Genomic DNA, 22,066 nt, shown 5'->3' on the forward strand with positions numbered 1-22,066 from the left:
GATGTAAGGCACTCACCGCTGCGGGTCAGCGCCAGCGCATGGTCATGATCAGGCCGACCACCATGAGGCCGAACCCGATCAGGAAGTTCCACGCGCCCAGATCGCTCATCCAGTGGATCTGCTCGTTGGCCAGGTAGTAGACCAGCAGCCAGGCCAGGCCCGCGAGCATGAAGCCCAGCATGATGCCGACGTACCAAACCGGCGACGGGCCTGCCGACTTCACCCGCACGGGGGTGCGGCTGGCCGGGTTGATCGTGTAATCCGTCTTCTTGCGGACCTTTGACTTGGGCATGACGTCCTCTGCTCCGCCTCTCCGTGACTTCAGCGCACGGCTGAGTGCCGTCGACATTCTTGCATGCGTGGTTACGGACGGTGCCGACCCAATTCTGGGGGTGCCCCCGGAGTTACCCTCATCGCAACTAGATCAGCCGTCACGTCCACATACGTACATTCTGGATCCCTCCATAGTAGGTATTGCGTGCGACGGGGACGTCGGCGCCAACTACTCTCGAATCATGCGTGTACTGGTCGTCGACAACTACGACAGCTTCGTGTTCAACCTTGTTCAGTATCTCGGACAGCTGGGTGTGGACGCCGAGGTCTGGCGTAATGACGATGATCGGCTCGCGGAGGTGGACAAGGTCGTGCAGGACTACGACGGGGTGTTGATCAGTCCCGGGCCGGGCACGCCCGACCGTGCGGGCGCGAGCATCGCGCTGGTGCACGCCGCCGCCCGGCACGCCACCCCGCTGCTGGGGGTCTGCCTCGGGCATCAGGCCATCGGAGAGGCGTTCGGCGCGACCGTGACTCGCGCCCCCGAACTGCGGCACGGCAAGACCAGTGATGTCTTCCACATCGGCGCGGGCGTGCTGGCCGGCCTGCCCGACCCCTTCACCGCCACCCGCTACCACTCGCTGACCGTCCTCGAGGACACCATGCCGCCGGAGCTGGAGGTGCTGGGCCGCACCGAGACCGGCGTCGTCATGGCCCTGCGGCATCGCGATCTGCCCATCCACGGTGTGCAGTTCCACCCCGAATCCGTGCTCACCCAGGGTGGGCACCGCATGCTCGCCAACTGGCTGGGCGTGTGCGGCGAACGGCCGGCGGAGGGGCTGGTGCGGACCTTGGAGGCGGAGGTCGCGGCCCTCGCGTCATGAAGGGCCCTCGCCTCATGAGCGGGACCGCGGCGTGAGGCCGCATGTGCTGCTGTCGGTGGCCGTCAGCATCGACGGCTACATCGACGACGCAAGCCCGGATCGGCTGTTGCTGTCCAATGCCGCCGATTTCGATCGGGTCGACGCCCTGCGCGCCGAGTCGGACGCGATCCTCGTCGGCGCGGAAACCCTGCGCCGCGACAACCCCCGGCTGCTGGTCGACAATCGGGACCGCCGCCTGCACCGGATCGCGTCCGGCGCACCGGAGTATCCGGTGCGCGTGATCGTCACCGCGCGCGGCGATCTCGATCCCGCCCTGCGGTTGTTCCACAGCGGCGGGGAACGGCTCGTCTACACCACCGAGGCCGGCGCCGCCCGCCTCGGCGACCGGCTGGCCGGGCTGGCCGAGGTGATAGCCCTCGGCGCGGCAATCGAATTCGAGGCGCTGCTGGACGATCTCGGCAAGCGCGGTGTGCGCCGGCTCATGGTGGAGGGCGGCGGTTTCGTCCACACCGAGTTCCTGTCCGCGGGTCTGGCCGACGAGATCTGGATGGCCGTCGCGCCGCTGGTGGTCGGGGATCCGGCCGCGCCGCGCTTCCTGTCTCCCGCCGCCTTCCCGGGCGGCCCCCGGCACCGCATGCGGCTGGCCGATGTGGGCCGGATCGGTGATATCGCGCTGCTGCGTTACCTGCCGAAGGAGGATTCCGATGCCGAATGAGACACGCGGAGACCGCGGCTGGATGCGGCACGCCATCGGGCTGGCGCGCCTGTGCCCGCACAGCGATACCGCCTTCGCGGTGGGCGCGGTGCTGGTGGGTGCGGACGGCGTGGAGATCGAGCACGGCTGGTCGCGCGAGACCGACGCGAAGGTGCATGCCGAGGAGTCGGCGCTGAACAAGCTGGCGGCCGACGATCCCCGGCTCTCGCACGCCACCCTCTACAGCACCCTGGAACCGTGTTCGCAACGCGCGAGCCAGGATCGGCTGCCGTGCACGGATCGCATTCTGGCGGCCGGGATTCGGCGGGTGGTCATCGCCTGGCGCGAGCCCGCGACCTTCGTGGACAACTGCATCGGTGTGGAGAAGCTGCGCGAGCACGGCGTCGAGGTCGTGGAGCTGGCCGATCTGGCGGACGAGGCCATGTCGATGAACCGGCATCTGCGACTGTAGGTTTCGCCGACGAAGGTTTCACATGAAACAGGGCCCGGCGGACTTCCGCGGGCCCTGTTTCGTTTTAGAGTCGAACGCTCACGGCGGTCCGAGCGACAGCACACCGGTCGTCACGGTCACCGTCGCGGTCTTGCCCAGCGCCGAACCCGCGGTGGGCTGCTGCGCCAGAATCCGCCCGACCTCACCCGCGTTCAGGGTGCTCATCGAGTTCTGGCTCATCTGACCGTTCCAGCCCTTCTGCTGCAGCACCTGGATGGCCTGCGCCGGGGTCATGCCGCGCAGATCGGGCATGGTCAGCTGATCGCCGCTGGAGATCTGGACGGTAACGGTCGAGCCCTTGTCGGCATTGGTGCCCGCGGCCGGATTGGTGGCGATGACCGTGCCCTTGGGCTGGTTGTTCGGCACCTCCTGGACGGTCACCTTGAAACCGGCGGTGTCGGCCAGGGTGGACTGCGCGACATCGATGGACTGCCCGACCACGTCCGGCACCCGCACCTTGTCCGGTCCGGAGCCCAGCGTGATGGTGACCTGGCCGTCGGAGTCGATCTTCTGGCCGCCGTCGGGCGACTGCCCGACCACCTTGTCCTTGTCGTCGGTGCTGGAGGCTTCCCGTTTGACGTCGGGATTCAGCCGCAGCCCTTGCGAATTCAGTTGCTGCTCGGCCTGCTGCTGGCTGAGCCCCGCCAGTTTCGGCACCGGCACCTGCTGCGGGCCCGCCGACACCAGCATGGTGACATTGCTGCCCTTGTCCACGCGCGAGCCGCCCAGCGGCTGGGTGGAGATGACATTGCCCTGCGCGACCTTGGGGTCGTTCTTCTGCTGGATGGAGACCGAGAAGCCGGCCTTCTCCAGATTCTGTTGCGCCACCTGCGAACTCTGGCTGGCGACATCCGGCACCGCGACCTGATCCGGGCGCGCGCCGGGACCGATCACCATCCACAGCAGCGCGCCCACCGCCGCGACCGCGACCACCGCGAGCACGGCGATCAGCGCGGTGCGCCGGCGCGGATCGGCCTCGACGATCTCCTGTTCGGTGGTGTCGTCGCGACGTTCGATGGTGCGGTAGCTGCGCGGCGGCGGCAGTTCGTCGTCGAAGCTGCGGTCCTCGTCGGTCATGATCATGGGCGCGGTGGGCTTCTGCCCGCCCAGCACCCGGATCAGATCGGCGCGCATCTCGGCCGCGGTCTGATACCGGTTGGCCGGATTCTTGCTCATGGCCTTGAGCACGACCGAGTCCAGCTCGCGCGGCACGCCCGCGTGCACCTGCGAGGGCAGCCGCGGATCCTCCCGCACATGCTGGTACGCCACCGCGACCGGGGAGTCACCGGTGAAAGGCGGTTCGCCGGTGAGGATCTCGTAGAGCACGCAGCCCACCGAGTATACGTCCGAGCGCGCGTCCACCTGCTCGCCGCGAGCCTGCTCGGGGGAGAGGTACTGGGCGGTGCCGATGACGGCCGCGGTCTGGGTCATGGGGTTGGAACTGTCGGCGATGGCGCGGGCGATGCCGAAGTCCATCACCTTCACCGCGCCCGCCCGGTTGATCATGATGTTGGCGGGCTTCATGTCCCGGTGCACGATGCCGTTGCGATGCGAGAAGTCCAGCGCCGCACACACATCGGCGATGACCTCCATGGCGCGCCGCGGCGGCAGCGGACCCTTGCCGCGCACGAGGTCGCGCAGGGTGTCGCCGTCGACGTACTCCATGACGATGTAGGGCAGCGGGCCGCCGTCCACCTCGGCCTCGCCGGTGTCGTACACCGCCACGATGGCCGGATGGTTGAGCGCGGCCGCGTTCTGCGCCTCGCGCTTGAAGCGCAGGTAGAACGTGGGATCGCGGGCGAGGTCGGCGCGCAGCACCTTGATGGCGACATCCCGGCCCAGCCGCAGATCCCGGGCCTTGTGCACCTCGGACATGCCGCCGAACCCGATGATCTCGCCCAGCTCGTAGCGGGAGGAGAGGTTCTTCGGGGTCGTCATGGCAATCCTTGCTGCGGGACTGTGGATGAGTAGGGGTCCTGCTGGTACACCGGGCCCCGGTCGCTGCCCGGAGACACCCCGGCCCCGGGGTTCATGCCGCCCGTGCTCGCACCCGGAGTCGTCGGCAATGGTATTTCGCCCTGCTGCCACGGCCAGGTTCTGGTCGGGGTCGGCTTCTGCGTGCTGGTGGCCGGCGGGGTGGTCGTCGGCTTCTGCGTGGTGGTCGGCGGCGGGGTCGTAGTCGGCTCGGGCGTGGTGGTCGGCGGCGGCTCGTAGGTGGTCACCGGCGGCGGTGGCACCGGCCGCTGCTTGGTGGTGGTCTCCGGCGTCGTGGTCGTGATGGCCGGCGGAAGCACCGGCGGCGCCACCACCGCGCTGGTCCGGGCGGGCGGCGTGGATTCATGGGAGTTGTTGCTGGCCAGCACGATTCCCACACCGGCGATGAGGATCAGCACGCCGACGGCCAGACCGGCCGCGGCCTTCTGCCCGGCGCTGAAACGCCCGCCGCCCTTGGTGTCCGCGGCGCCCGCGAAGGACACCGGGCCGACCGGGGTGCGCGGACCCGACATCACCTGGGTCGCGCCCGCGGGCTCGGGAGCCTGCCGGAACTGCTGGGACGGCTGCTGATAGCGCGTGGTGGCCTGATCGGCCCGCGCCCCCGGAATGATCATGGTCGGGCCGGGCGGCAGCACCCGGGTGGCCCCGGTCATGGGCGGCGCGACCGGAATGCCGCCGGGCGGCGTGGGTCTGCGCCCGGACCGCACCGCGGCCACCGCGTCGGCGAATTCGCCGCCGGTGGCGTAGCGCTGGGCCGGGTCCTTGGCCATGGTGATCTCGATGAGCTCGCGCACATTCGGCGGCAGGTCGGCCGGCAGCGGGGGCGGGGTCTCCCGCACATGCTTCATGGCGACCGTGAGCGCGCCGTCGCCGGTGAACGGCCGGGCGCCCGAGAACGCCTCGTAGCCGACCACACCCAGCGAGTAGACGTCCGAGGCGGCGGTGGCGTCCTCGCCGGTGGCCTGCTCGGGCGCGATGTACTGGGCGGTGCCCATCACCATGCCGGTCTTGGTGACCGGGGAGGCGTCCACCGCCTTGGCGATGCCGAAGTCGGTGATCTTCACCTGACCGGTCGGCGTCACGAGAATATTGCCGGGCTTCACGTCCCGGTGCACGACGCCCGCCAGGTGCGCGACCTGCAGCGCCCGCCCGGTCTGCTCGAGCATGTCCAGGCCCTGCGCCACCGAGAGCCGGTTGAGCCGCGACAGCACCGCGTTGAGCGGTTCGCCCTGCACGTATTCCATGACCAGGTAGGCGATCTCGCCGCCGGACGGGTCCTGGGTCTCGCCGTAGTCGTAGATGCTCGCGATGCCGGGGTGGTTGAGCTGCGCGGTGGTCCGCGCCTCGGTACGGAAGCGCTGCCGGAAGGTCGGATCGGTGGAGAACTCCGCCTTGAGCACCTTCACCGCCACCCGGCGGTCCAACCGGGTGTCCAGCGCCTCCCAGACCTGGCCCATGCCGCCGGTGGCGATCAGCCGCTGCAGCCGGTACCGGTCCGCGATCATCGCACCGTTGTTCAGCATTCGAGACCCTGTCTACCTTGCACCTTCATAGCGTTCAGCCCCCGAGCCCGGCGTCCAGCACCGCCCGCGCGATGGGTGCGGCCACGGATCCACCGGTCGCGGCCAACGCCCGATCGCCACCGTTCTCGACGATCACCGCGATCGCGATCTTCGGGTTCTGCGCCGGCGCGAAGGCGATGTACCAGGCGTGCGGCGGCGTATTGCGTGGATCGTCACCGTGTTCGGCGGTACCGGTCTTGGACGCGATCTGGTACGAGCGCGGCTGCGTTCCTCCCTGCGTGTTCTTCTCCGACTCCAGCATGAGATTGGTGACCTGGGTGGCCACCTGCGGGGTGACGGCCTGGCCCACCGAGGTCGGCTTGGTGGTCTCCAGCGTGCTCAGGTCCGGCGCCTGCAACTGGTCCACCAGATACGGTTTCATCCGCACGCCGCCATTGGCGATGGTGGCCGCGACGACCGCGTTGTCCAGCGGGGTGAGCGCCACATCGCGCTGCCCGATGCTGGACTGGGCCATGGCCGCGCTGTCGGGAATGGTGCCGACCGTGCTGTCCGCCCACGGGATCGGAATGTTCGGATGCTGGGTTCCGATACCGAAGGCGTTGGCCTCGTCCTTGAGCTTGGCCGCCCCCACCTTCATACCGAGCTCCGCGAACGCCGTGTTACACGAGTACTTGAAAGCGTCGGTGAGAGAAGCGGTTTGGGCGTCGCCGGGTCCGCAGTGGCTGCCGTTGTAGTTCTCCAGCGTGGTGGCGGTGTCGGGCAGCGTGATGCGCGGCGCGGCGGTGAACTGATCGTCCGGTTTGGCGATGCCGTTGGACAGCGCGGCCGCGGTGACGATCACCTTGAACGTGGAGCCCGGCGGATACGTCTGCGAGACCGCCCGATTCAGCATGGGCTGGCGCGGATCCTGCTGCAGCTGCTCCCAGGTCTTCTGGGTGGCCGCGCCGTCGTGCCCGGCCAGCAGGTTCGGGTCGTAGGACGGGGTGGACACCATGGTCAGGACGCGCCCGGTGCTGGGCTCGATCGCGACCACCGAACCGGTCAGGTTCTTGGCGGTCAGCTGGTCGTAGGCCACCTTCTGCATGACCGGGTTGAGCGTGGTCACCACATTGCCGCCGCGCGGATCGCGACCGGAGATCATGTCGATGAGCCGCCGCCCGAACAGCGCGTTGTCCGACCCGTTGAGCACCGAGTCCTCGGCGTGCTCGAGCCCGTTGCTGCCGTACTGCATCGAGTAGTAGCCGGTGGCGGGCGCGTAGGCCAGCGGATCGGTCGGGTAGGTGCGCAGGTACTTGTAGCGGTCGTCGGTGGCCACCGAACTCGCCAGCACCGTTCCGGACGCGGAGATCTGGCCGCGCTGGCGGGCGTACTCGTCCAGCAGCACGCGCACGTTGCGCGGATCGTTGCGCAGGCTGTCGGCCTTGAAGACCTGCACGTAGGTGGCGTTGGCCAGCAGCGCGACGATCATCACCATGACCGCCAGCGCCACCCGGCGCAGAGGCGTGTTCACGCGGCACCCCCCTCTACCTTGCGCAGCAGTTGCGTCGACGCGTCCACGATCGGCTCGACCCGCTTGCGCGCGGGGGCCGGGCGGCGGGCCGCGTCGGAGACCTTGATCAGCAGACCCAGCAGCACATAGTTGGCCAGCAGCGACGAACCGCCGTAGGACATGAACGGCGTGGTGAGACCGGTCAGCGGAATCAGCTTGGTGACGCCGCCGACGACCACGAACACCTGGATGGCGATGGTGAACGCCAGCCCCGCGGCCAGCAGCTTGCCGAAGCTGTCGCGAATGGCCAGCGCGGTGCGGATGCCGCGAATGGTGAACACGCAGAACAGCATCAGGATCGCCGAGAGCCCGATCAGCCCGAGTTCCTCGCCGATCGCGGAGATGATGAAATCGGTCTTGGCGAACGGCACCTGCGAGGGCCGTCCGCTGCCCAGCCCGGTGCCCGCCAGTCCGCCGGTGGCCAGGCCGAACAGCGACTGCGAGATCTGATAGCCGGTATTGGAATAGTCGGCGAACGGATGCAGCCAGGTCTCCACCCGCACCCGCACATGCCCGAAGACGTTGTAGGCGAACACGAATCCGATCGCCAGCAGCAGCAGCCCGACCGCCACCCAGCCCACCCGCTCGGTGGCGATGTAGAGCATGCACAGCACGGTGCAGAAGATCAGCAGCGAGGTGCCGAGATCCTTCTCCACCACCAGCACGCCCACCGACACCACCCACACCAGCAGCACCGGGCCCATATCGCGCATGCGCGGCAACTCCATGCCGAACACGTGCTTGCCCGCGCCGGTGAACAGGTCGCGCTTGGACACCAGCACGCCCGCGAAGAACACGATCAGCGCGATCTTGGCGAACTCGCCGGGCTGAACGCTGAAGCCGGGCAGGCGAATCCAGATCTTGGCGCCGTTCACCTGGGAGTACCGGTCGGGCAGCAGCGCGGGCAGCGCCAGCGCGATCACGCCGATCAGTCCGAGGGTGTAGGCGTAGCGGGCCAGGCTGCGGTAGTCACGCAGCACGATCAACAGGCCCACGAAAACCACCATCCCCAACCCCGTCCACAGCACCTGCTGGTTGGCGTCGGGGGAGGGGATGGGCAGGGAGGCGAAGGCGGCGTCCTGTGCCTGCGCTAGGTCGACGCGGTGAATGATCACCAGTCCCAAGCCGTTCAGCAGCGCCGCGATCGGTAGTAGGAGCGGATCCGCGAACGCCGCGAACCGCCGCACCGCCAGATGCGCGACCCCGAACAACGCCAGATACGCGGCACCGAGTTTGGCGATCTCCCAGGTGATCGCCTGCTCCTGGCTCGCCTCCACCAGCACCAGCGACACCGTCGTGATGAGGGCCGCCAACCCCAGCAGCAGCAACTCGACATTGCGCCGGGTGGCGGGTGGCGGCGCAGGAGCGAATCCGCCGGGCGGGCTGGGGAAGGCCCCAGCGGACGGCGGTGCCGGTGCGGACATCAGTCCGCCATCCTGCAGTTCTGCCCCGGAGTCTGCGGTGCCGTGGTGGTGGTGACAGGAGCGGTCGGCTGGTCGGACTTGTGGGGGTCGAGCGGGTGGGGCTCACCGTTGGGCGCGGCCGGAGTGGTCGGCGCGGCCGGGGTGGTGGTGACGGCGGCGCCCGGCTGATTCGGATCGGCGGGCGGCGTGGGGGTGGGGGTGACCGGCGGCTGCGGCTGCGCCTTCTCGCACGGCGGCAGCAGTTCGGACTGCACCAGGTTGCGGATCTGCTTGACGGCGTCGTCGCGCGAACCCGGCGGCAGTCCCTTGTCGACCGAGTCGCGGCCGCTGGCGCGCAAATCGTTGCGGGTCAACTGAACACAGCCGGCGGGAAACTTGTCCCCGGCCCCGGTCAGCGTCAATTCACCGGTGCGCGTGACACATCCGACCTGATCCACATCGCGAATCGAGTAGCCCAGCACCGAACCGGGCAGGCCGCGCAGCAGCACCACCTTCTCGCCGTCCACGCCGACGTAGTAGTTGCTGCGAATCATGTTGTAGCCCACGGTCAGACCCGCGCCGACGGCCACCAGCAGCGCCAGCGACAGCGCCAGCCAGCGCAGTTTGTGGCTCTTCTTGGGGGGCTCGGGTTCGGGCTGCGCCACCGCGCGGCGCGGGGTGGCGCGCGGCGGGCGCATGGCGGCGGCCCGGCCGGCGGCGGTGTTCGGGGGTGGCGTGTCCTCGTCCTCGCCCGACGCCGCGCCCGCCACGATGGGGTGGCTCTGGCCGTAATCCAGGTCGATGACGTCGGCGACGACCACGGTCACGTTGTCGGGACCGCCACTGCGCAAAGCCAATTCGATGAGCCGGTCCGCCGACTCGTCGGTGGTGCCCTCGCGCAGGGTGTTGGCGATGGTCTCGTCGCTCACCACGTCCGAGAGCCCGTCGGAGCACAGCAGGTAGCGGTCCCCGGCCCGGGCCTCCCGCACCACCAGGGTGGGCTCGATCTCGTTGCCGGTGAGCGCGCGCATGATCAGCGAGCGCTGCGGATGGGTATGGGCCTGCTCCGGGGTGATCCGGCCCTCGTCCACCAGCGACTGCACGAAGGTGTCGTCGCGGGTGATCTGGGCCAGCTCACCGTTTCTGAGCATGTAGGCGCGGGAGTCGCCGATGTGCGCGAGGCCGAGTTTGCGGCCGGCGAACAGGATGGCGGTGAGCGTGGTGCCCATGCCGTCGAGTTCCGGCTCCTCCTCGACCTGGTCGGCGATGGCCGCATTGCCTTCGTGGACGGCGCGATTCAGCTTGCCGAGCAGATCGTCGCCCGGCTCGTCGTCGTCCAGATGCGCCAGTGCGGCGATCATCAACTGCGAGGCGACCTCACCGGCGGCGTGGCCGCCCATGCCGTCCGCGAGCGCGAGCAGTCGCGCACCTGCGTAGACGGAGTCCTCGTTGTTGGCCCGGACGAGACCACGGTCGCTGCGCGCTGCGTAGCGGAGAACAAGTGTCACGATCGCAGCTCGATCACTGTCTTACCGACACGGACGGGGGTGCCGAGTGGAACTCGCACCGGAGTGGTGACCTTCGACCGGTCGAGGTAGGTCCCGTTGGTGGAACCGAGATCCTCGACATACCAGTCCTCGCCGCGCGGAGACAGCCGCGCGTGGCGGGTGGAGGCGTAGTCGTCGGTGAGGACCAAAGTGGAGTCGTCGGCCCGCCCGATCAGCACCGGCTGTGTGCCGAGCGAGATACGGGTGCCGGCGAGAGAACCCTGAGTCACCACGAGATATTTGGCGCCCTTCTGGCCCCGGCGAAACGATGGGAGCACCGCGGAACCGCCTGCGGCCCGAGGCGCGACCCGCAGGCCGGAAGCCGCGTAGATATCGCTGCGCAGGGTCCGGAGCACCGCCCACACGAACAGCCACAACAGCAGCAGGAACCCCGCCCGGGTCAGTTGCAGGATCAATCCCTGCACGGTGCTCCACCTCCTGTTCGACCGTGTCGTAGGTACGGGCAAGTTACGGAGGTGTGGCTCCGTGACCCCCAACCGGTGTGTTGCTGGTCAGCGTTGGTGCGTTGCTGGTTAGCGCGGCCATGCTCCGCCGCGAGTGTTGGCAGCATCATAGGGCCGACGACCGGTTGCGATCACGATACGACCGAGGAATTCCCCGCCATATCGTGACCTGCACCGCGAGCTTACGGGATCAGACGATCCGGATCAGGATCTCGGAATGTCCGGCGCGGATCACATCCCCGTCGGCCAACTGCCAATCCTGGACGGGTGACCCGTTGACCAGCGTGCCATTGGTCGAACCCAGGTCCGAGAGCATCGCGGTCTGGCCGTCCCAGCGAACCTCGATGTGCCGCCGCGAAACTCCGGTGTCGGGCAGCCGGAAGTGGGCGTCCTGCCCGCGGCCGATGATGTTGCTGCCCTCGCGCAACTGGTAGGTGCGGCCGGAGCCGTCGTCGAGCTGCAGCGTGGCCGAGTAGCTCGAGCCGCTGCGGGCCGGCGCGGCCGCCGCGCCGTAGCCGCCCTGCGGCGCGTAACCCTGCTGGCCGTACTGGTCGTCGCCGTAGCCGGCCTGCTCGCCGTACTGGTCGTAGCCGGCCTGGCCGTAGCCCTGCTGCTGGCCGCCGTACCCCTGTTCGGCGTAGCCGGGCTGCTGGCCGTAGCCCTGTTCGGCGTAGCCCTGCTGGCCGTAGCCGCCCTGCTGGCCGTACGCCTGATCGGCATAGCCCGGCTGCTGGCCGTAGGCCTGCTCGCCGTAGCCCTGCTCGTAGCCGTGCTGCTGTTGGCCGTACCCCTGTTCGGCGTAGCCGGGCTGCTGGCCGTACGCCTGCTCGGACTGGCCGTAGCCGCCGCCCTGCTGGCCGTAGCCCTGCTCGGCATAGCCCTGCTGGCCGTACCCGCCGCCCTGCTGCTGGTAGTCGTAGCCGTTCTGATAGTCGCCGTAGCCCTGCTCGGACTGGCCGTAGCCGCCCTGCTCGTAGCCCTGCTGACCACCGCGGCCGTACTCGCCGTAACCCTGCTGACCTTGGCGGCCCGCAGGCGGGGGCGCGTACCCGCGGTTCCGCGGATCGGACTCCGCGGGCTCACGGCTTGGGTCGTAGCCTGAGTTCTGCGTCATGGGGCCAGCTCCTGGTTGCGGGTTGGGTCGTTGTGGGCGTTCAGGTCCCGGTGACGGGCCTGCCCGCCCACCCACGTCCGGATCCACCCGGCCGCGCGTCCTGAACTGTCCGGTGTGCAGCGTAGGGGATGCCTCGAACTCCACGTGCACTTCGCCGTAGGTCTGCCACCCTTGCTCGCGGATGTGGTCTTGCAGATGTTTGGCGAAAGCACGCTTGGTGAGCTCGTAATCCTGCGTGGCGAGATCGCGATCCGGCTGGCCCTCACCGTTGACGAGATGCCGCAGATCGGACTCGTTGACGGTGATGACATAGCTGTTGGGAGCCAGTAGATGCCCGCCACCGAGATCCTGGATGTGATCGGCGGCCTCACGCTGCAGTGCGGCCTCGACCTCCTGGGGCACGACGCTGCCACCGAAGGCGCGCGCGAAGACATCGCCCACAGCGCCCTGGAGACGGCGTTCGAAACGGGAAACGATGCCCATTGCGGCCCCCTCCCTTCTCGGTTGCGTCCGCGGGGTTGCGCCTGGAAAAGCAACACGCGGGCATGGCGTGTCGCCGCCGGGACACGGTGATTGCATGATATCCACGATCGTCCACACCTGTAACTCTTGGCGGCCAGGCTTGGTTCCCGTGTCCCGGTCACGGTCGTGGTTTTCGGTCACCTCACGGGTTCCCGTTCGAACCCCTGATAACCAGGCGATTTCGTTTTGGCGCAGACCTCGTGATACGTTTTCTCCCGTCGCTCGGGCGAGTGGCGGAATGGCAGACGCGCTGGCTTCAGGTGCCAGTGTCCGTAAGGACGTGGGGGTTCAAGTCCCCCCTCGCCCACCGAGAAGGGCCCCGATCCAACCGGATCGGGGCCCTTCTTCTATGTCCGGGGTCCCGCACGCGCGTTCGCGTGGTCCGTCGGATGGCAGTACCCGCGAACCGGCGGTAGTCGAGGCACTGTGACGGAGATCGCACACCCCGTGCGGGGTGGGTTCGGGAGGCGTTGCCGGAGGGGTTTCGAAGCCGGCCGAACGGGCGAAAATCGTTTGCCCGGCCGGCCCTCCGGGGGTATGCGGTCGATTACTGCGTGGCATTGCCTGATGATCATGTAGGGAAAACCGGTTGAAACAAACTTTCAGTTTGTTTGGTTGATGGCGATCATGGGGCAACCAGCCCTAGCTGCGAGGAAACGCCAGGTTAACGGGGGTTGGAATGGCGGTGATCGGAAAACTTGCGGTTTTATGGCAAACCCTCCGACGGGGTTCGAAACTCATCGCGCACAAGGGGTTGAAAAAGGCCCGAAAATGGGACCGGCGGAGGGGTTTCAGGGCGCTGCGCAGACCGCTCGCAAAGTGGATGCCGGGAATTAGCGATGCTGTCGGGTTCCCTACGGGGAGGGGGCATTTCGCCTGGTCGCGTTATACGCCCGGCCCGCAAGTCGGAGGTTGCGTAGCCATAACGATTGTGTAGAGTCATCGGCAACGCTGGCCGCAGCTGAGCCGGACTCGCTGCGGCCAGTGGAAATCAATCCGCACGGCTCCGCCTCCCCGCGCCTGGTTCCGCGACTACGAAGTCGCCACTCTCACAACCGCTTCCGGACCATTCTCGATCGAATAGCCCGTGATGTGCTCCGGGCGTTCCGCCGCTTCCTGCTCCCGCACCGCCACCCGGCCGCGACCGAAGACGTACGCCAGGAAGCCGAGTTCGGCCAGCGCCCCGATACCGACCCGCAGTGCGGTCGGCAGCCCGCTGGGCGTCACGAAACCCTCCAGGAAGCCGGAAACCAGCAGCACGCCCGCCAATCCCAGGGCGATCACCGCGGTCGCCCGGCCCTGACGCGCCAGCGCCCGCGCCCGGCTCTCCCGGCCCGGATCGATCAGCGTCCAGCCCAGCTTCAGCCCGGCCCCGCCGGCCACGAAAATGGCGGTGAGCTCCAGCATTCCGTGCGGCAGGATCCAGCCGAAGAACGGTCCCAGCCGGCCCGCCGCGGCCATCAGCCCCGCGCTGATCCCCAGGTTCAGCGCGTTCATGAACAGCAGGTAAACCGCCGGCAGGATGAGCACCCCGAGGAACAGCGCCATCGCCGACACCCACGCGTTGTTGGTCCACACCTTGGCGGCGAAGGCATCGTGGGAGTGCTCGTAGTAATAGGTCTCGAATTCGCCACCGGGGCGCGTCAAGGCATCTGTATCCGTGTCCAATCCGAGATGCCGCCGGGCCGCCTCGGAATTGGCCACCCACGCCGCCAGCGCCGCCGACCCGATCAGGAACACCGACGCCACCGACACCCACCAGGGCCAGGCCCGGTAGACGGCGGCCGGGAAGCGGTGGCTGAAGAAGTGGCCGATCTCGCGCAGGGTGTCGATGCGGGCGCCCAGGATGCGTCCGCGCGCCCGGGTCAGCACCGCCGAAAGCCCGGCGATCAGTTCGGGATCCGCCTCCCGCGTCTGCAACCGGGCCAGCTGCTGCGACGCCAAGCGATACAGCCGGACCAACTCGTCGGCCTCCGTGCCGCTGAGCCGCCTGCCGTGAGAGGCCAGCCGATCCAGCCGATCCCAGGAGGGCTTGTGCACGTAGGTATAGGCGTCCAGATCCATGAGTACCCCTCCTGCGCTGCGGCTGACAGAATGCTAACCAGCCCAATTCCTCCTCGGCCGGACAGGCCAAGAGGTTCGCGGCCCGGCTCGGTCTGGACTGCGGCTTGATAGACCTCCGCCTTGGAGCGGGGGAGCGAAGCGGAGGAGCGGAGGAGGGAAGACCGAGCTTGCAGGGCCGCGAACCGCCCGGAGCGAAGCGGAGGGCAATTGGATACAGCACTGTTCACCACGGGCGAGGCCGTTGCCGTCGAGCTTCCGATCGCGCGGGTGCCCACGCGGGCGGCGGCCTTTCTGTTCGATCTGGTCGTCCAGGTCATCGTCGCCTTGCTGCTGACTCTGATCTTCATCGCCTTCCTGGTGTGGGTGAACGCGGATTCGGCGTGGCGGGATGCCGCGGTGCTGGTGGCGATGGTCAGCGCCCTGATCGGGTATCCGGTGCTGTTCGAGACGTTTTCGCGCGGGCGGTCGCTGGGCAAGATGGTGCTCGGGTTGCGGGTGGTGCGGGCCGACGGCGGGCCCATCGACTTCCGGCACGCGGTGACGCGCGGGCTGGCGGGCATCGTGGACTTCTGGATGCTGGGCACCGGGCTGATCGCGGTGGTGGTGTCGCTGTGCTCACCGCAGGGCCGGCGGGTGGGCGACGCGCTGGCGGGCACCGTCGTGGTGTACGACCGCAGCCCGCTGCCGTTCGCGCAGCTGGCCACGCCGCCGCCGTGGCTGGCGGGCTGGGCGCGCGGGCTCGACCTGTCCGGGCTCTCCGACGAGCTGGTGCTGTCCCTGCGCAAATATCTGCTGCGGTTCCGCACCTTGACGCCGCAGGTCCAGGATCAGCTGGGGCGGGCGCTGGTGCTGGCCACCTGCGAGCAGCTGCGCACGCCGCCGCCGAACGGCTATCCGCCGCTGCACATTCTGGGCGCGGTGCTGGCCGAGCGGCAGCGGCGCGAGATCCCGCCGCCGCCCCGGTTCGCGCCGTTCTCCCGGCATCCGGCGGCGCCGCCCGCTACAGCGCTCCGGTCTGCTTGAGTTCCAGATATTCGTCGGCCAGCGCCTCCGGCAGCCGGTCGGGTGCGGCGGTGATGACGCGGACGCCCATGCGGCGCAAGGTCTCCCGCGCCACCGCGTGTTCGGCGATCACGTTCTCGGCGGCCGCGGCCGCGTAGAGGTCGTCGAGTCCGCCGCGGCCCTCTGCCGCGCCGGCGCGTCCCGCCGCGGCGGCCACGTCGGGGTCGGTCACCGAAACCACCAGCACCCGATGCCTTTCCGCGAGCACCGGCAGCACCGGGCGCAGGCCCTCCTGCACGGTGGCGGCGTCGAGATGGGTGAACCAGACCACCAGACTGCGCCGGCGGGCGCGCTGCAGGGTGGCGCGCAGCAGACCCGGATAGTCGGTGTCGACCAGTTCGGGGGTGAGCCCGGCCAGCGCGTGCATCAGCTTGACCTGCAACCGTTTTCCACCGACCCCGCGCACGTCGGTGCGCACCCGCCGGTCGTAGGCCAGCAGGTCCACGGAGTCGCCGCCCGCGGCGGCCAGTCCGCCCAGCAGCAGCGCCGCCTCGATGGCGGCGTCCAGCCGGGTGCCCGCCCCGACTCGGCCCGCGCTCACCCGGCCGGTGTCGAGCAGCATCACCACGTGCCGATTGCGTTCCGGCCGCCAGGTGCGCACCAGCACGTCGCTGGCGCGGGCGGTGGCCCGCCAGTCGATGGTGCGGACGTCGTCGCCCGCGACATATTCACGGAAGGAATCGAATTCGGTGCCCTGGCCGCGAATGGTGGTGGTGTTGCGGCCCTCCAGATGTTGCAGCTGCTTCACCTTCGACGCCAGCAGCCGTTCGCTGCGGAACGGCGGCAGGGCGCGCAATCGCGCGGGCGCCTCCCGGCGCACCTGCCGCCCGGCCATGCCGAGCGGGCCCAGCAGCCGCAGCGTCACCGGCCCGGCCACCCGGTCGCCGTGATAGTCGGGGGTGAGCTCGGTGCGCAGGCGAATCCTGGTGTTGGGCGGCAGGTTCAGGGCGTGCGTGCGATGCCGGGCGTGCGCGCTCGGCGGCCAGTCGTCCCACAGCGTGCCGCGCATCGGCCGGGTACCGGCATTGAGCACCGCGAGCTCCACCTCGACGCCGCGCCCGGCGCGCACCGTGGTGAGCGGTTCCCGCGAAAGCCGCAGCGCGTCCGGCGAACCCAGCGCCAGCAGGTCGACGGCGATGAGCAGGGCCAGCGCCAGGGTGGCCAGCGCCACGCCGAGCCATGAGGGCAGCGCCAGGGTGACGAACAGGGCGGCGAGCACCGCCGCGGCGGCCAACCGGCCGGTGACGACCACGGGCCTACACCGGGACCGGGACGGACATCAGCAGCGCGGCCATCACGCCCTCGGCGGTGACGCCCTCCACCTCGTGCTCGGGCCGCAGGTGCAGCCGGTGCCGGAGTACCGCCGTCGCAACGGCTTTCACATCGTCGGGGGTGACGTAGGCGCGTCCGTTCAACCAGGCGAAGGCTCGCGCCGCCGCCATCAGCGCGGTGGCGCCACGCGTGGACGCGCCGTGCGCGACGGCGGGGGAGGTGCGGGTGGCCCGGCAGATGTCGACCGTGTACGCCAGCACCTCGGGGCTGATCGCCACCTGGGCCACCGCGGCGCGCGCGGCCGCCAGGTGCGCGGCGGTGGCGACCGGCCGCAGCCCCGCGGCGGTCAGATCGCGCGGATCGAATCCGGCGGCATGCCGTTGCAGAATGCGGAATTCGTCGTCGCGCCCGGGCAATTGGACGTCCACCTTGAACAGGAACCGGTCCAGCTGCGCCTCCGGCAGCGGATAGGTGCCCTCCTGCTCGATGGGGTTCTGGGTGGCGACCACCACGAACGGATCCGGCAGCGGCTGCGGCACGCCGTCCACCGAGACCTGCCGCTCCTCCATCGATTCCAGCAGTGCCGACTGGGTTTTCGGGGGCGTGCGGTTGATCTCGTCGGCCAGCAGCAGATTGGTGAAGACCGGGCCGCGGCGGAAGGTGAACTCGGCCGAATGCGGATCGTAGATCTGCGAACCGGTCACATCGCCGGGCATCAGGTCCGGGGTGAACTGGATGCGGGCGTGCTCGAGGTCCAGCGTGGTGGCCAGCGCCCGCACCAGCAGCGTCTTGGCCACGCCCGGAACACCTTCCAGCAGCACATGGCCGCGGCACAGCAGCGCCAGCACCAGGAACATGACGGCGTGGTCGTTGCCGACGACCGCCTTGCCGATCTCGGCGCGCAGGGCCAGCAGCGCCTGCTGCGCGTCCTGCGCGGTCGGCCCGTCCGACGCCGCCGGCGTGTGGTTGCTCTCCCCGATTTTCTCGGTGAGATCGGTGTTCTGGTTCAGATCGGTCACAGGACCTCCGCTTCGATCCATTCGAGTTGTGCGGCCACGAGTTCCAAGGCGCCCCGATCCGCGACCGGGTCGTAGAGGGCGGCGCGGATCACGGCCGGGTCCGCGCCGGTGCGCCCGGCCACGGCCGCGACCACCAGTTCGGTGGGGGTGCCGGCGGTGACCTGCAGCGCGGGCCGCAGCCGGCGCAGCGCCGCCGCCCGCAGTTTGGCGGCCACATGGTCGTGGTCGCGGGATTTCCGGTACAGCCCGGCCTGTCCGGCCAGCAGCTCGTGCGCCGGCGCCTCCACCGGCAGCGGTTCGCGCACGATCGCGCCGCGGCGGCGGCCCCGCCACCACAGCACCGCACCCCAGGCGATCAGGAATTGCAGGCCGCCGAAGGCCAGCCAGTCCGGCAGCCGCTGGAAGATCGAATCGCTGCCCGCGCCGAAGTTCGGCGGCCGCGACTTCGGCCGTTCCGGTGGCGGGGTCGGCCCGTGCGACGGCGGCACGTCCGGCGATGGATGCGGCGCCGACGGCGACCCGGTGTGGGTCAGCACGACGATCAGCACCACGACCGCGATCACCGCGGCCAGGCCCGCCCACAACCGCCAATCCCGCAGCCACGCGGGCAGTTCCGGGCGTTCCCGGTCGGTCTTGTCCTTGGCGGCCTTCGCCTTGCGGGTCTTGCGTTTCTCGGTGATCTCCACCGGGCCGGACGTGGGCGGGGGCGCGAGGGAGTACCGATCGGCCTGCTCGAGCCGCCGGTATTCGGCCTCGGTGCCGTACCGGCCGCCGTAGACGACCTCGTCGAAACTGTGTGCGGCCGAAGGCAGTTCACCCGCCTCCGGAACCGCGGTGGCCGCCGCGTGCGCGGTCTCCCGCGCGGTGCGCGCCCGCTGCTCCTCGAGCATGCCGCGCTGTTCCAGCCCGCGGGTGACCGCGCGGTAGCGTTCGCGCAGGGCCGCGCCGAAATCGCCACGGCGGGCGGCGTCCTCGGCCGCGGCCAGGTGGGCGGCGGCCGGGCCCAGCGCGGGCTCGGGCGGGACCGCGCCGGTGCGATCCGGTGGCGGAATCCGATCGGTCATCGGGCGCCTCCGGCCGGCACGTGAATGTCCCAGGCTTCGCGGCGGCAGCGCCGGTCCACATAGGTGACCACCTGGGAGCTGGACTCCACCAGTTCCCCGAACGCCACCAGCAGCAGCGCGGCGCCGATGATCAGCACCGTCACCGTCGACCGGTGGGTGCCGGAGAAGCCGGCGATGAACTGCGACAGCGCCAGCAGCGGCACGATGAGCGCCACCAGCAGCCCGCGCAGCGTCAGCCACAGCCCGACCAGCTGCCATTCCGTCCCGCTCGCAAGCACTTTCGCGTGCCGGACGGCCGCGCCGTAGCCCAGCGACCGGTCGACGATCAGGGGCAGCGCGGTGGCGCGGCGGCCGCGCAGCCAGGCCAGCCAGATCGCCGCGATCGGCAGCGTGAACAGCAGCGGGCTGCCCAGCAGCAGGACGCCGACGCCGATCAGCGTGTACATCGCCTGATAACCGAGCAGCGGACCCGCGTGCGCCGCACCGGTTTTCAGCGCGCCGCGCCAGCTCAGCGGCCGCCGGTACACCACCGACAGCCCCAGCGGCACGCTCACCCAGCGCACGAACAACCGCAGCGCCCACGCGCAGAGCAGGCCGATCACCAGCGCGCTCCAGAAGGCGGCCGCATCGGAGTCGCCGGTGAGAACCGCCGCCGCCGCGGTGCCCGCGACCGCCACGGCGGTGGCCACCGCCACGGCCGCGCCGAGCATGGCGGCCAGCGGCGTGATCCGGGCCTGGATCAGCGCGAACGGCAGATCCAGCAGCTCCCGGAAACGCATCGGGCGGATCGGAACCACCACCGGATCGGTAGAAGTCGGTCCCCCCACCGAGCCGGACGGCGAGCCGACGGAGTCGGCGGCGGTCGGCAACACGGGCCGAGTCTAACTGGGCGGATGCGTTCGGTCGTCCGATAGCAGCCGCGCCACCACCCGGCGGTACAGCGCCGGGTCGAGCGGCGGCAGGCCGAGCAGGGCGCGCAGGTAGACGCCGTCGCCGACCAGGCGCACGATCTCGGCCCGGACCGGATCGTCGATCTCGTTGTCCAGGGCCGTCTTCCAGGACCCCATCACCTCGGCGAGGGCGCGGTCGGTCTCGGCCTGCGCGGCGTCCTGCGGTCCCTCGATGGTGCGCATGGCCGCGAGCATGGAGCGGTAGAGCGCGAGTTCGACGGCGTCGGTCTCGTCCTCCGGATGCGGGGCCTGCAGATACCACTCGGCCACCGACCGGCCCTGCGCCGCCACGGCCTCGACCTGTTCGTCGGCGCGCTCGCCGACCCGGCGCAGCAATCCGGCCAGCAGGGCGTCCTTGCTCTTGAAGTGATAGAGCAGACCGCCTTTGGACACGCCCGCGGTGGCGGCCACGTTGTCCAGGGTCACCTGGGACATGCCCTTGTCGAGCAGCAGCGTTTCGAGGGCGTCGAGGATCCGGTCGCGGGTTCCGACGGGGTCACGAGGGGTCACGGGTTGACTGTACCGTCTGGACGGTTCAGACTACTACTGTACCGTCTGGACGGTTCACAAACCGAGAGAGAATGCCGATGACCACCACACCGACCACTCGTTCCGGAACATCCGCCGACCGGCACACCACCGCCGCACCGCGGGCCCGGCCCAGGGATTGGGCCGGGCTCGGCGTCCTCGCGCTGGCGCTGCTGCTGATCGCCGTCGACGCGACCGTGCTCGATCTGGCGGTCCCGTCCATTACCGCGGATCTCGCGCCCACCACCCCGCAGCTGCTGTGGATCATCGACGTCTACTCGTTCGTGCTCGCGAGCCTGCTGGTCACCATGGGCACCCTCGGCGACCGCATCGGCCGCCGGAAGCTGCTGCTCATCGGCGCGGCCGGATTCGCCGCCGCCTCGGCCATGGCGGCCTGGGCCGTCAACCCCGAAATGCTCATCGCCGCACGGGTGCTGCAGGGCGTCGCCGGCGCCACCCTGATGCCCGCCACCCTGGGCCTGATCCGGTCCATGTTCGCCGACGCCCGCCAGCGCACCCTGGCCATCTCGGTCTGGGGTGCGATGGCGGCCTCCGGCGCGGCCTTCGGCCCGCTGCTGGGCGGCTGGATGCTCGAGCACTTCTGGTGGGGTTCGGTGTTCTTGGTGAACCTGCCGGTGATGGCGCTGCTGCTGGTGCTGGCCCCGGTCCTGGTACCGGAATCGCGGGATCCCAACCCGGGTCGCTTCGACCTGATCAGCGCCGGGCTGTCGATGGCGGCGCTGATCCCGATCGTGTACGCGGTCAAGGAGTTCGCCGCCCACGGCCCGAGCCTGAACCTGCTGGTGATCGCCGCCGTCGGCGTGGTCTCGGGGGTGGCGTTCGTGCGCCGGCAGCGCGGGCTCACGGCGCCGCTCATCGATCTGGACCTGTTCCGGATCCCGGCGTTCCGGGCCGCCGTGTTCACCAACCTGCTGTCGGTGTTCGCGCTGGCCGGTGTGCTGTTCTTCGGTTCGCAGTATCTGCAGCTGGTGCTGGGCCGCTCACCGCTGGCGGCCGGGCTGCTGCTCATCCCGGGCACCATCGGCTCGATGCTGGGTGCGCTGGCCGCGGCGTGGCTGGTCCGATACCGGCGTCCGGCAACGGTATTGGCGGGTTCGCTGGTCACGGTCGCGGCCGGCGCGGGACTCTACTGGCTGCTGCCCACCGATCCGCAGGGTTCGATGACCCCGTTCATCGTGGGGTTCCTGCTGATCGGCCTGGGCGAGGGTGTGGCGCTCACGGTGTCGTGCGACATGATCGTGAGCACCGCACCCGAGGCCCGGGCGGGCAATGCCGCCGCCATCTCCGAGACGGCCATGGAGATGGGCATCGCCCTGGGTGTCGCGGTGCTGGGCAGTGCCGTGATGGCGGCCTTCCGGCAGGGACTGGACCTGTCCCACGTCCCGTCCGCCCAGGCGGATGCGGCCCGCGAGTCGCTGGGCGGCGCGATCGAAACCGCCCGCGCCCTACCGCAACCCGCGGCCGGGGAGCTGCTGAACTCGGCGCACTCCGCCTTCGTCAGCGGCATCCACCTGGCGGCCACCTCCACGGCGGTCATCCTGCTGCTGACCGCGTTCGTCGCCTACCGCGCGGCCCGCAAACAGCGGACCGCATAACGGCCGGGGCTC

General features: G+C 69.8%; 19 protein-coding genes and 1 tRNA gene. 6 read left to right on the forward strand and 14 right to left on the reverse strand.

Annotated elements, in window-relative coordinates; genetic code table 11:
• Positions 1 to 25: 25 nt before the first annotated feature.
• Entirely contained in the window at positions 26 to 292 is a 267-nt protein-coding gene (gene crgA, locus D7D52_RS13290) for a cell division protein CrgA (RefSeq protein WP_120736596.1), read from the reverse strand.
• A 223-nt stretch (positions 293 to 515) separates the two neighbouring features.
• Here crgA and D7D52_RS13295 point away from each other — a divergent pair, with 223 nt between their 5' ends.
• Genes D7D52_RS13295 through D7D52_RS13305 form a run of 3 tightly spaced genes read left to right on the forward strand, consistent with a single transcriptional unit; the run spans position 516 to position 2,323 of the window.
• Positions 516 to 1,157, forward strand: coding sequence for an aminodeoxychorismate/anthranilate synthase component II (locus D7D52_RS13295; protein ID WP_120736597.1), 642 nt, complete (start codon positions 516 to 518; stop codon positions 1,155 to 1,157).
• Positions 1,158 to 1,188: 31 nt separating this feature from the next.
• Positions 1,189 to 1,872 (forward strand): RibD family protein, encoded by a 684-nt coding sequence (locus D7D52_RS13300; protein ID WP_120736598.1) that lies wholly within the window; start codon positions 1,189 to 1,191, stop codon positions 1,870 to 1,872.
• A complete protein-coding gene (locus D7D52_RS13305; protein ID WP_120736599.1) occupies positions 1,862 to 2,323 on the forward strand; it encodes a cytidine/deoxycytidylate deaminase family protein in 462 nt (153 codons plus the stop codon). Before D7D52_RS13300 ends, D7D52_RS13305 begins: the two co-directional genes overlap by 11 nt.
• 78 nt (positions 2,324 to 2,401) lie before the next feature.
• Here the strand turns inward: D7D52_RS13305 and pknB are convergent, their stop codons facing one another.
• The 7 genes from pknB to D7D52_RS13340 all read right to left on the reverse strand — a co-directional run bounded on the left by pknB (position 2,402) and on the right by D7D52_RS13340 (position 12,440).
• Positions 2,402 to 4,300, reverse strand: a complete 1,899-nt coding sequence (gene pknB / locus D7D52_RS13310; protein WP_120736600.1) for a Stk1 family PASTA domain-containing Ser/Thr kinase — start codon at positions 4,298 to 4,300, stop codon at positions 2,402 to 2,404.
• Entirely contained in the window at positions 4,297 to 5,880 is a 1,584-nt protein-coding gene (locus D7D52_RS13315) for a protein kinase domain-containing protein (RefSeq protein ID WP_120736601.1), read from the reverse strand. The genes pknB and D7D52_RS13315 overlap by 4 nt, the downstream gene beginning before the upstream one ends.
• Positions 5,881 to 5,914: 34 nt before the next feature.
• Positions 5,915 to 7,390: a peptidoglycan D,D-transpeptidase FtsI family protein gene (locus tag D7D52_RS13320; RefSeq protein WP_120736602.1), complete on the reverse strand. Its 1,476-nt coding sequence runs from the start codon at positions 7,388 to 7,390 to the stop codon at positions 5,915 to 5,917.
• A complete protein-coding gene (locus D7D52_RS13325) occupies positions 7,387 to 8,853 on the reverse strand; it encodes an FtsW/RodA/SpoVE family cell cycle protein (RefSeq protein ID WP_120736603.1) in 1,467 nt (488 codons plus the stop codon). The genes D7D52_RS13320 and D7D52_RS13325 overlap by 4 nt, the downstream gene beginning before the upstream one ends.
• Positions 8,853 to 10,340 carry a protein phosphatase 2C domain-containing protein gene (locus tag D7D52_RS13330; protein WP_120736604.1) on the reverse strand — a complete coding sequence of 496 codons (1,488 nt, stop codon included), beginning with the start codon at positions 10,338 to 10,340 and terminating at the stop codon, positions 8,853 to 8,855. Before D7D52_RS13330 ends, D7D52_RS13325 begins: the two co-directional genes overlap by 1 nt.
• Positions 10,337 to 10,804 (reverse strand): FHA domain-containing protein FhaB/FipA, encoded by a 468-nt coding sequence (locus D7D52_RS13335; protein ID WP_040862589.1) that lies wholly within the window; start codon positions 10,802 to 10,804, stop codon positions 10,337 to 10,339. The genes D7D52_RS13330 and D7D52_RS13335 overlap by 4 nt, the downstream gene beginning before the upstream one ends.
• Positions 10,805 to 11,033: 229 nt before the next feature.
• Positions 11,034 to 12,440: an FHA domain-containing protein gene (locus D7D52_RS13340; RefSeq protein WP_120736605.1), complete on the reverse strand. Its 1,407-nt coding sequence runs from the start codon at positions 12,438 to 12,440 to the stop codon at positions 11,034 to 11,036.
• A gap of 263 nt (positions 12,441 to 12,703) precedes the next feature.
• Here D7D52_RS13340 and D7D52_RS13345 point away from each other — a divergent pair.
• Positions 12,704 to 12,786: transfer RNA gene (locus D7D52_RS13345), tRNA-Leu, on the forward strand.
• Between the two features lie 725 nt (positions 12,787 to 13,511).
• Here D7D52_RS13345 and D7D52_RS13350 read toward each other — a convergent pair.
• Entirely contained in the window at positions 13,512 to 14,543 is a 1,032-nt protein-coding gene (locus D7D52_RS13350) for a stage II sporulation protein M (protein ID WP_120736606.1), read from the reverse strand.
• A gap of 207 nt (positions 14,544 to 14,750) precedes the next feature.
• Between D7D52_RS13350 and D7D52_RS13355 the strand changes: the two genes are divergently transcribed.
• On the forward strand, positions 14,751 to 15,566 hold the full coding sequence (locus tag D7D52_RS13355) for an RDD family protein (protein WP_120736607.1): 816 nt from the start codon (positions 14,751 to 14,753) through the stop codon (positions 15,564 to 15,566).
• On the opposite strand, the gene D7D52_RS13360 is transcribed toward D7D52_RS13355, so the two are convergent.
• Genes D7D52_RS13360 through D7D52_RS13380 form a run of 5 tightly spaced genes read right to left on the reverse strand, consistent with a single transcriptional unit; the run spans position 15,544 to position 20,420 of the window.
• Positions 15,544 to 16,857 carry a DUF58 domain-containing protein gene (locus D7D52_RS13360; protein WP_120736608.1) on the reverse strand — a complete coding sequence of 438 codons (1,314 nt, stop codon included), beginning with the start codon at positions 16,855 to 16,857 and terminating at the stop codon, positions 15,544 to 15,546. The two genes, D7D52_RS13355 and D7D52_RS13360, sit on opposite strands and share 23 nt — an antisense overlap.
• 4 nt (positions 16,858 to 16,861) lie before the next feature.
• A complete protein-coding gene (locus tag D7D52_RS13365; RefSeq protein ID WP_425464675.1) occupies positions 16,862 to 17,857 on the reverse strand; it encodes an AAA family ATPase in 996 nt (331 codons plus the stop codon).
• A gap of 35 nt (positions 17,858 to 17,892) precedes the next feature.
• Positions 17,893 to 18,960, reverse strand: coding sequence for a DUF4129 domain-containing protein (locus tag D7D52_RS13370; RefSeq protein ID WP_120736610.1), 1,068 nt, complete (start codon positions 18,958 to 18,960; stop codon positions 17,893 to 17,895).
• Positions 18,957 to 19,832, reverse strand: coding sequence for a hypothetical protein (locus D7D52_RS13375; RefSeq protein ID WP_120736611.1), 876 nt, complete (start codon positions 19,830 to 19,832; stop codon positions 18,957 to 18,959). Before D7D52_RS13375 ends, D7D52_RS13370 begins: the two co-directional genes overlap by 4 nt.
• Before the next feature lie 9 nt (positions 19,833 to 19,841).
• Complete coding sequence (locus tag D7D52_RS13380) at positions 19,842 to 20,420, reverse strand: TetR/AcrR family transcriptional regulator (RefSeq protein ID WP_281279189.1); 579 nt, start codon at positions 20,418 to 20,420, stop codon at positions 19,842 to 19,844.
• Positions 20,421 to 20,497: 77 nt separating this feature from the next.
• Here D7D52_RS13380 and D7D52_RS13385 point away from each other — a divergent pair, with 77 nt between their 5' ends.
• Entirely contained in the window at positions 20,498 to 22,054 is a 1,557-nt protein-coding gene (locus tag D7D52_RS13385; protein WP_120736612.1) for an MFS transporter, read from the forward strand.
• The last annotated feature ends 12 nt before the right edge of the window (positions 22,055 to 22,066 follow it).

The sequence above is a fragment of the Nocardia yunnanensis genome (assembly GCF_003626895.1).
Lineage (GTDB): Bacteria > Actinomycetota > Actinomycetes > Mycobacteriales > Mycobacteriaceae > Nocardia > Nocardia yunnanensis.

Excerpts from the sequence above, each read along its gene's own strand:
- crgA (WP_120736596.1), bottom strand. The coding sequence starts at position 292 with ATGCCCAAGTCAAAGGTCCGCAAGAAGACGGATTACACGATCAACCCG.
- D7D52_RS13295 (WP_120736597.1), top strand. The coding sequence starts at position 516 with ATGCGTGTACTGGTCGTCGACAACTACGACAGCTTCGTGTTCAACCTT.
- D7D52_RS13305 (WP_120736599.1), top strand. The coding sequence starts at position 1,862 with ATGCCGAATGAGACACGCGGAGACCGCGGCTGGATGCGGCACGCCATC.
- pknB (WP_120736600.1), bottom strand. The coding sequence starts at position 4,300 with ATGACGACCCCGAAGAACCTCTCCTCCCGCTACGAGCTGGGCGAGATC.
- D7D52_RS13315 (WP_120736601.1), bottom strand. The coding sequence starts at position 5,880 with ATGCTGAACAACGGTGCGATGATCGCGGACCGGTACCGGCTGCAGCGG.
- D7D52_RS13325 (WP_120736603.1), bottom strand. The coding sequence starts at position 8,853 with ATGTCCGCACCGGCACCGCCGTCCGCTGGGGCCTTCCCCAGCCCGCCC.
- D7D52_RS13340 (WP_120736605.1), bottom strand. The coding sequence starts at position 12,440 with ATGGGCATCGTTTCCCGTTTCGAACGCCGTCTCCAGGGCGCTGTGGGC.
- D7D52_RS13350 (WP_120736606.1), bottom strand. The coding sequence starts at position 14,543 with ATGGATCTGGACGCCTATACCTACGTGCACAAGCCCTCCTGGGATCGG.
- D7D52_RS13370 (WP_120736610.1), bottom strand. The coding sequence starts at position 18,960 with ATGACCGATCGGATTCCGCCACCGGATCGCACCGGCGCGGTCCCGCCC.
- D7D52_RS13385 (WP_120736612.1), top strand. The coding sequence starts at position 20,498 with ATGACCACCACACCGACCACTCGTTCCGGAACATCCGCCGACCGGCAC.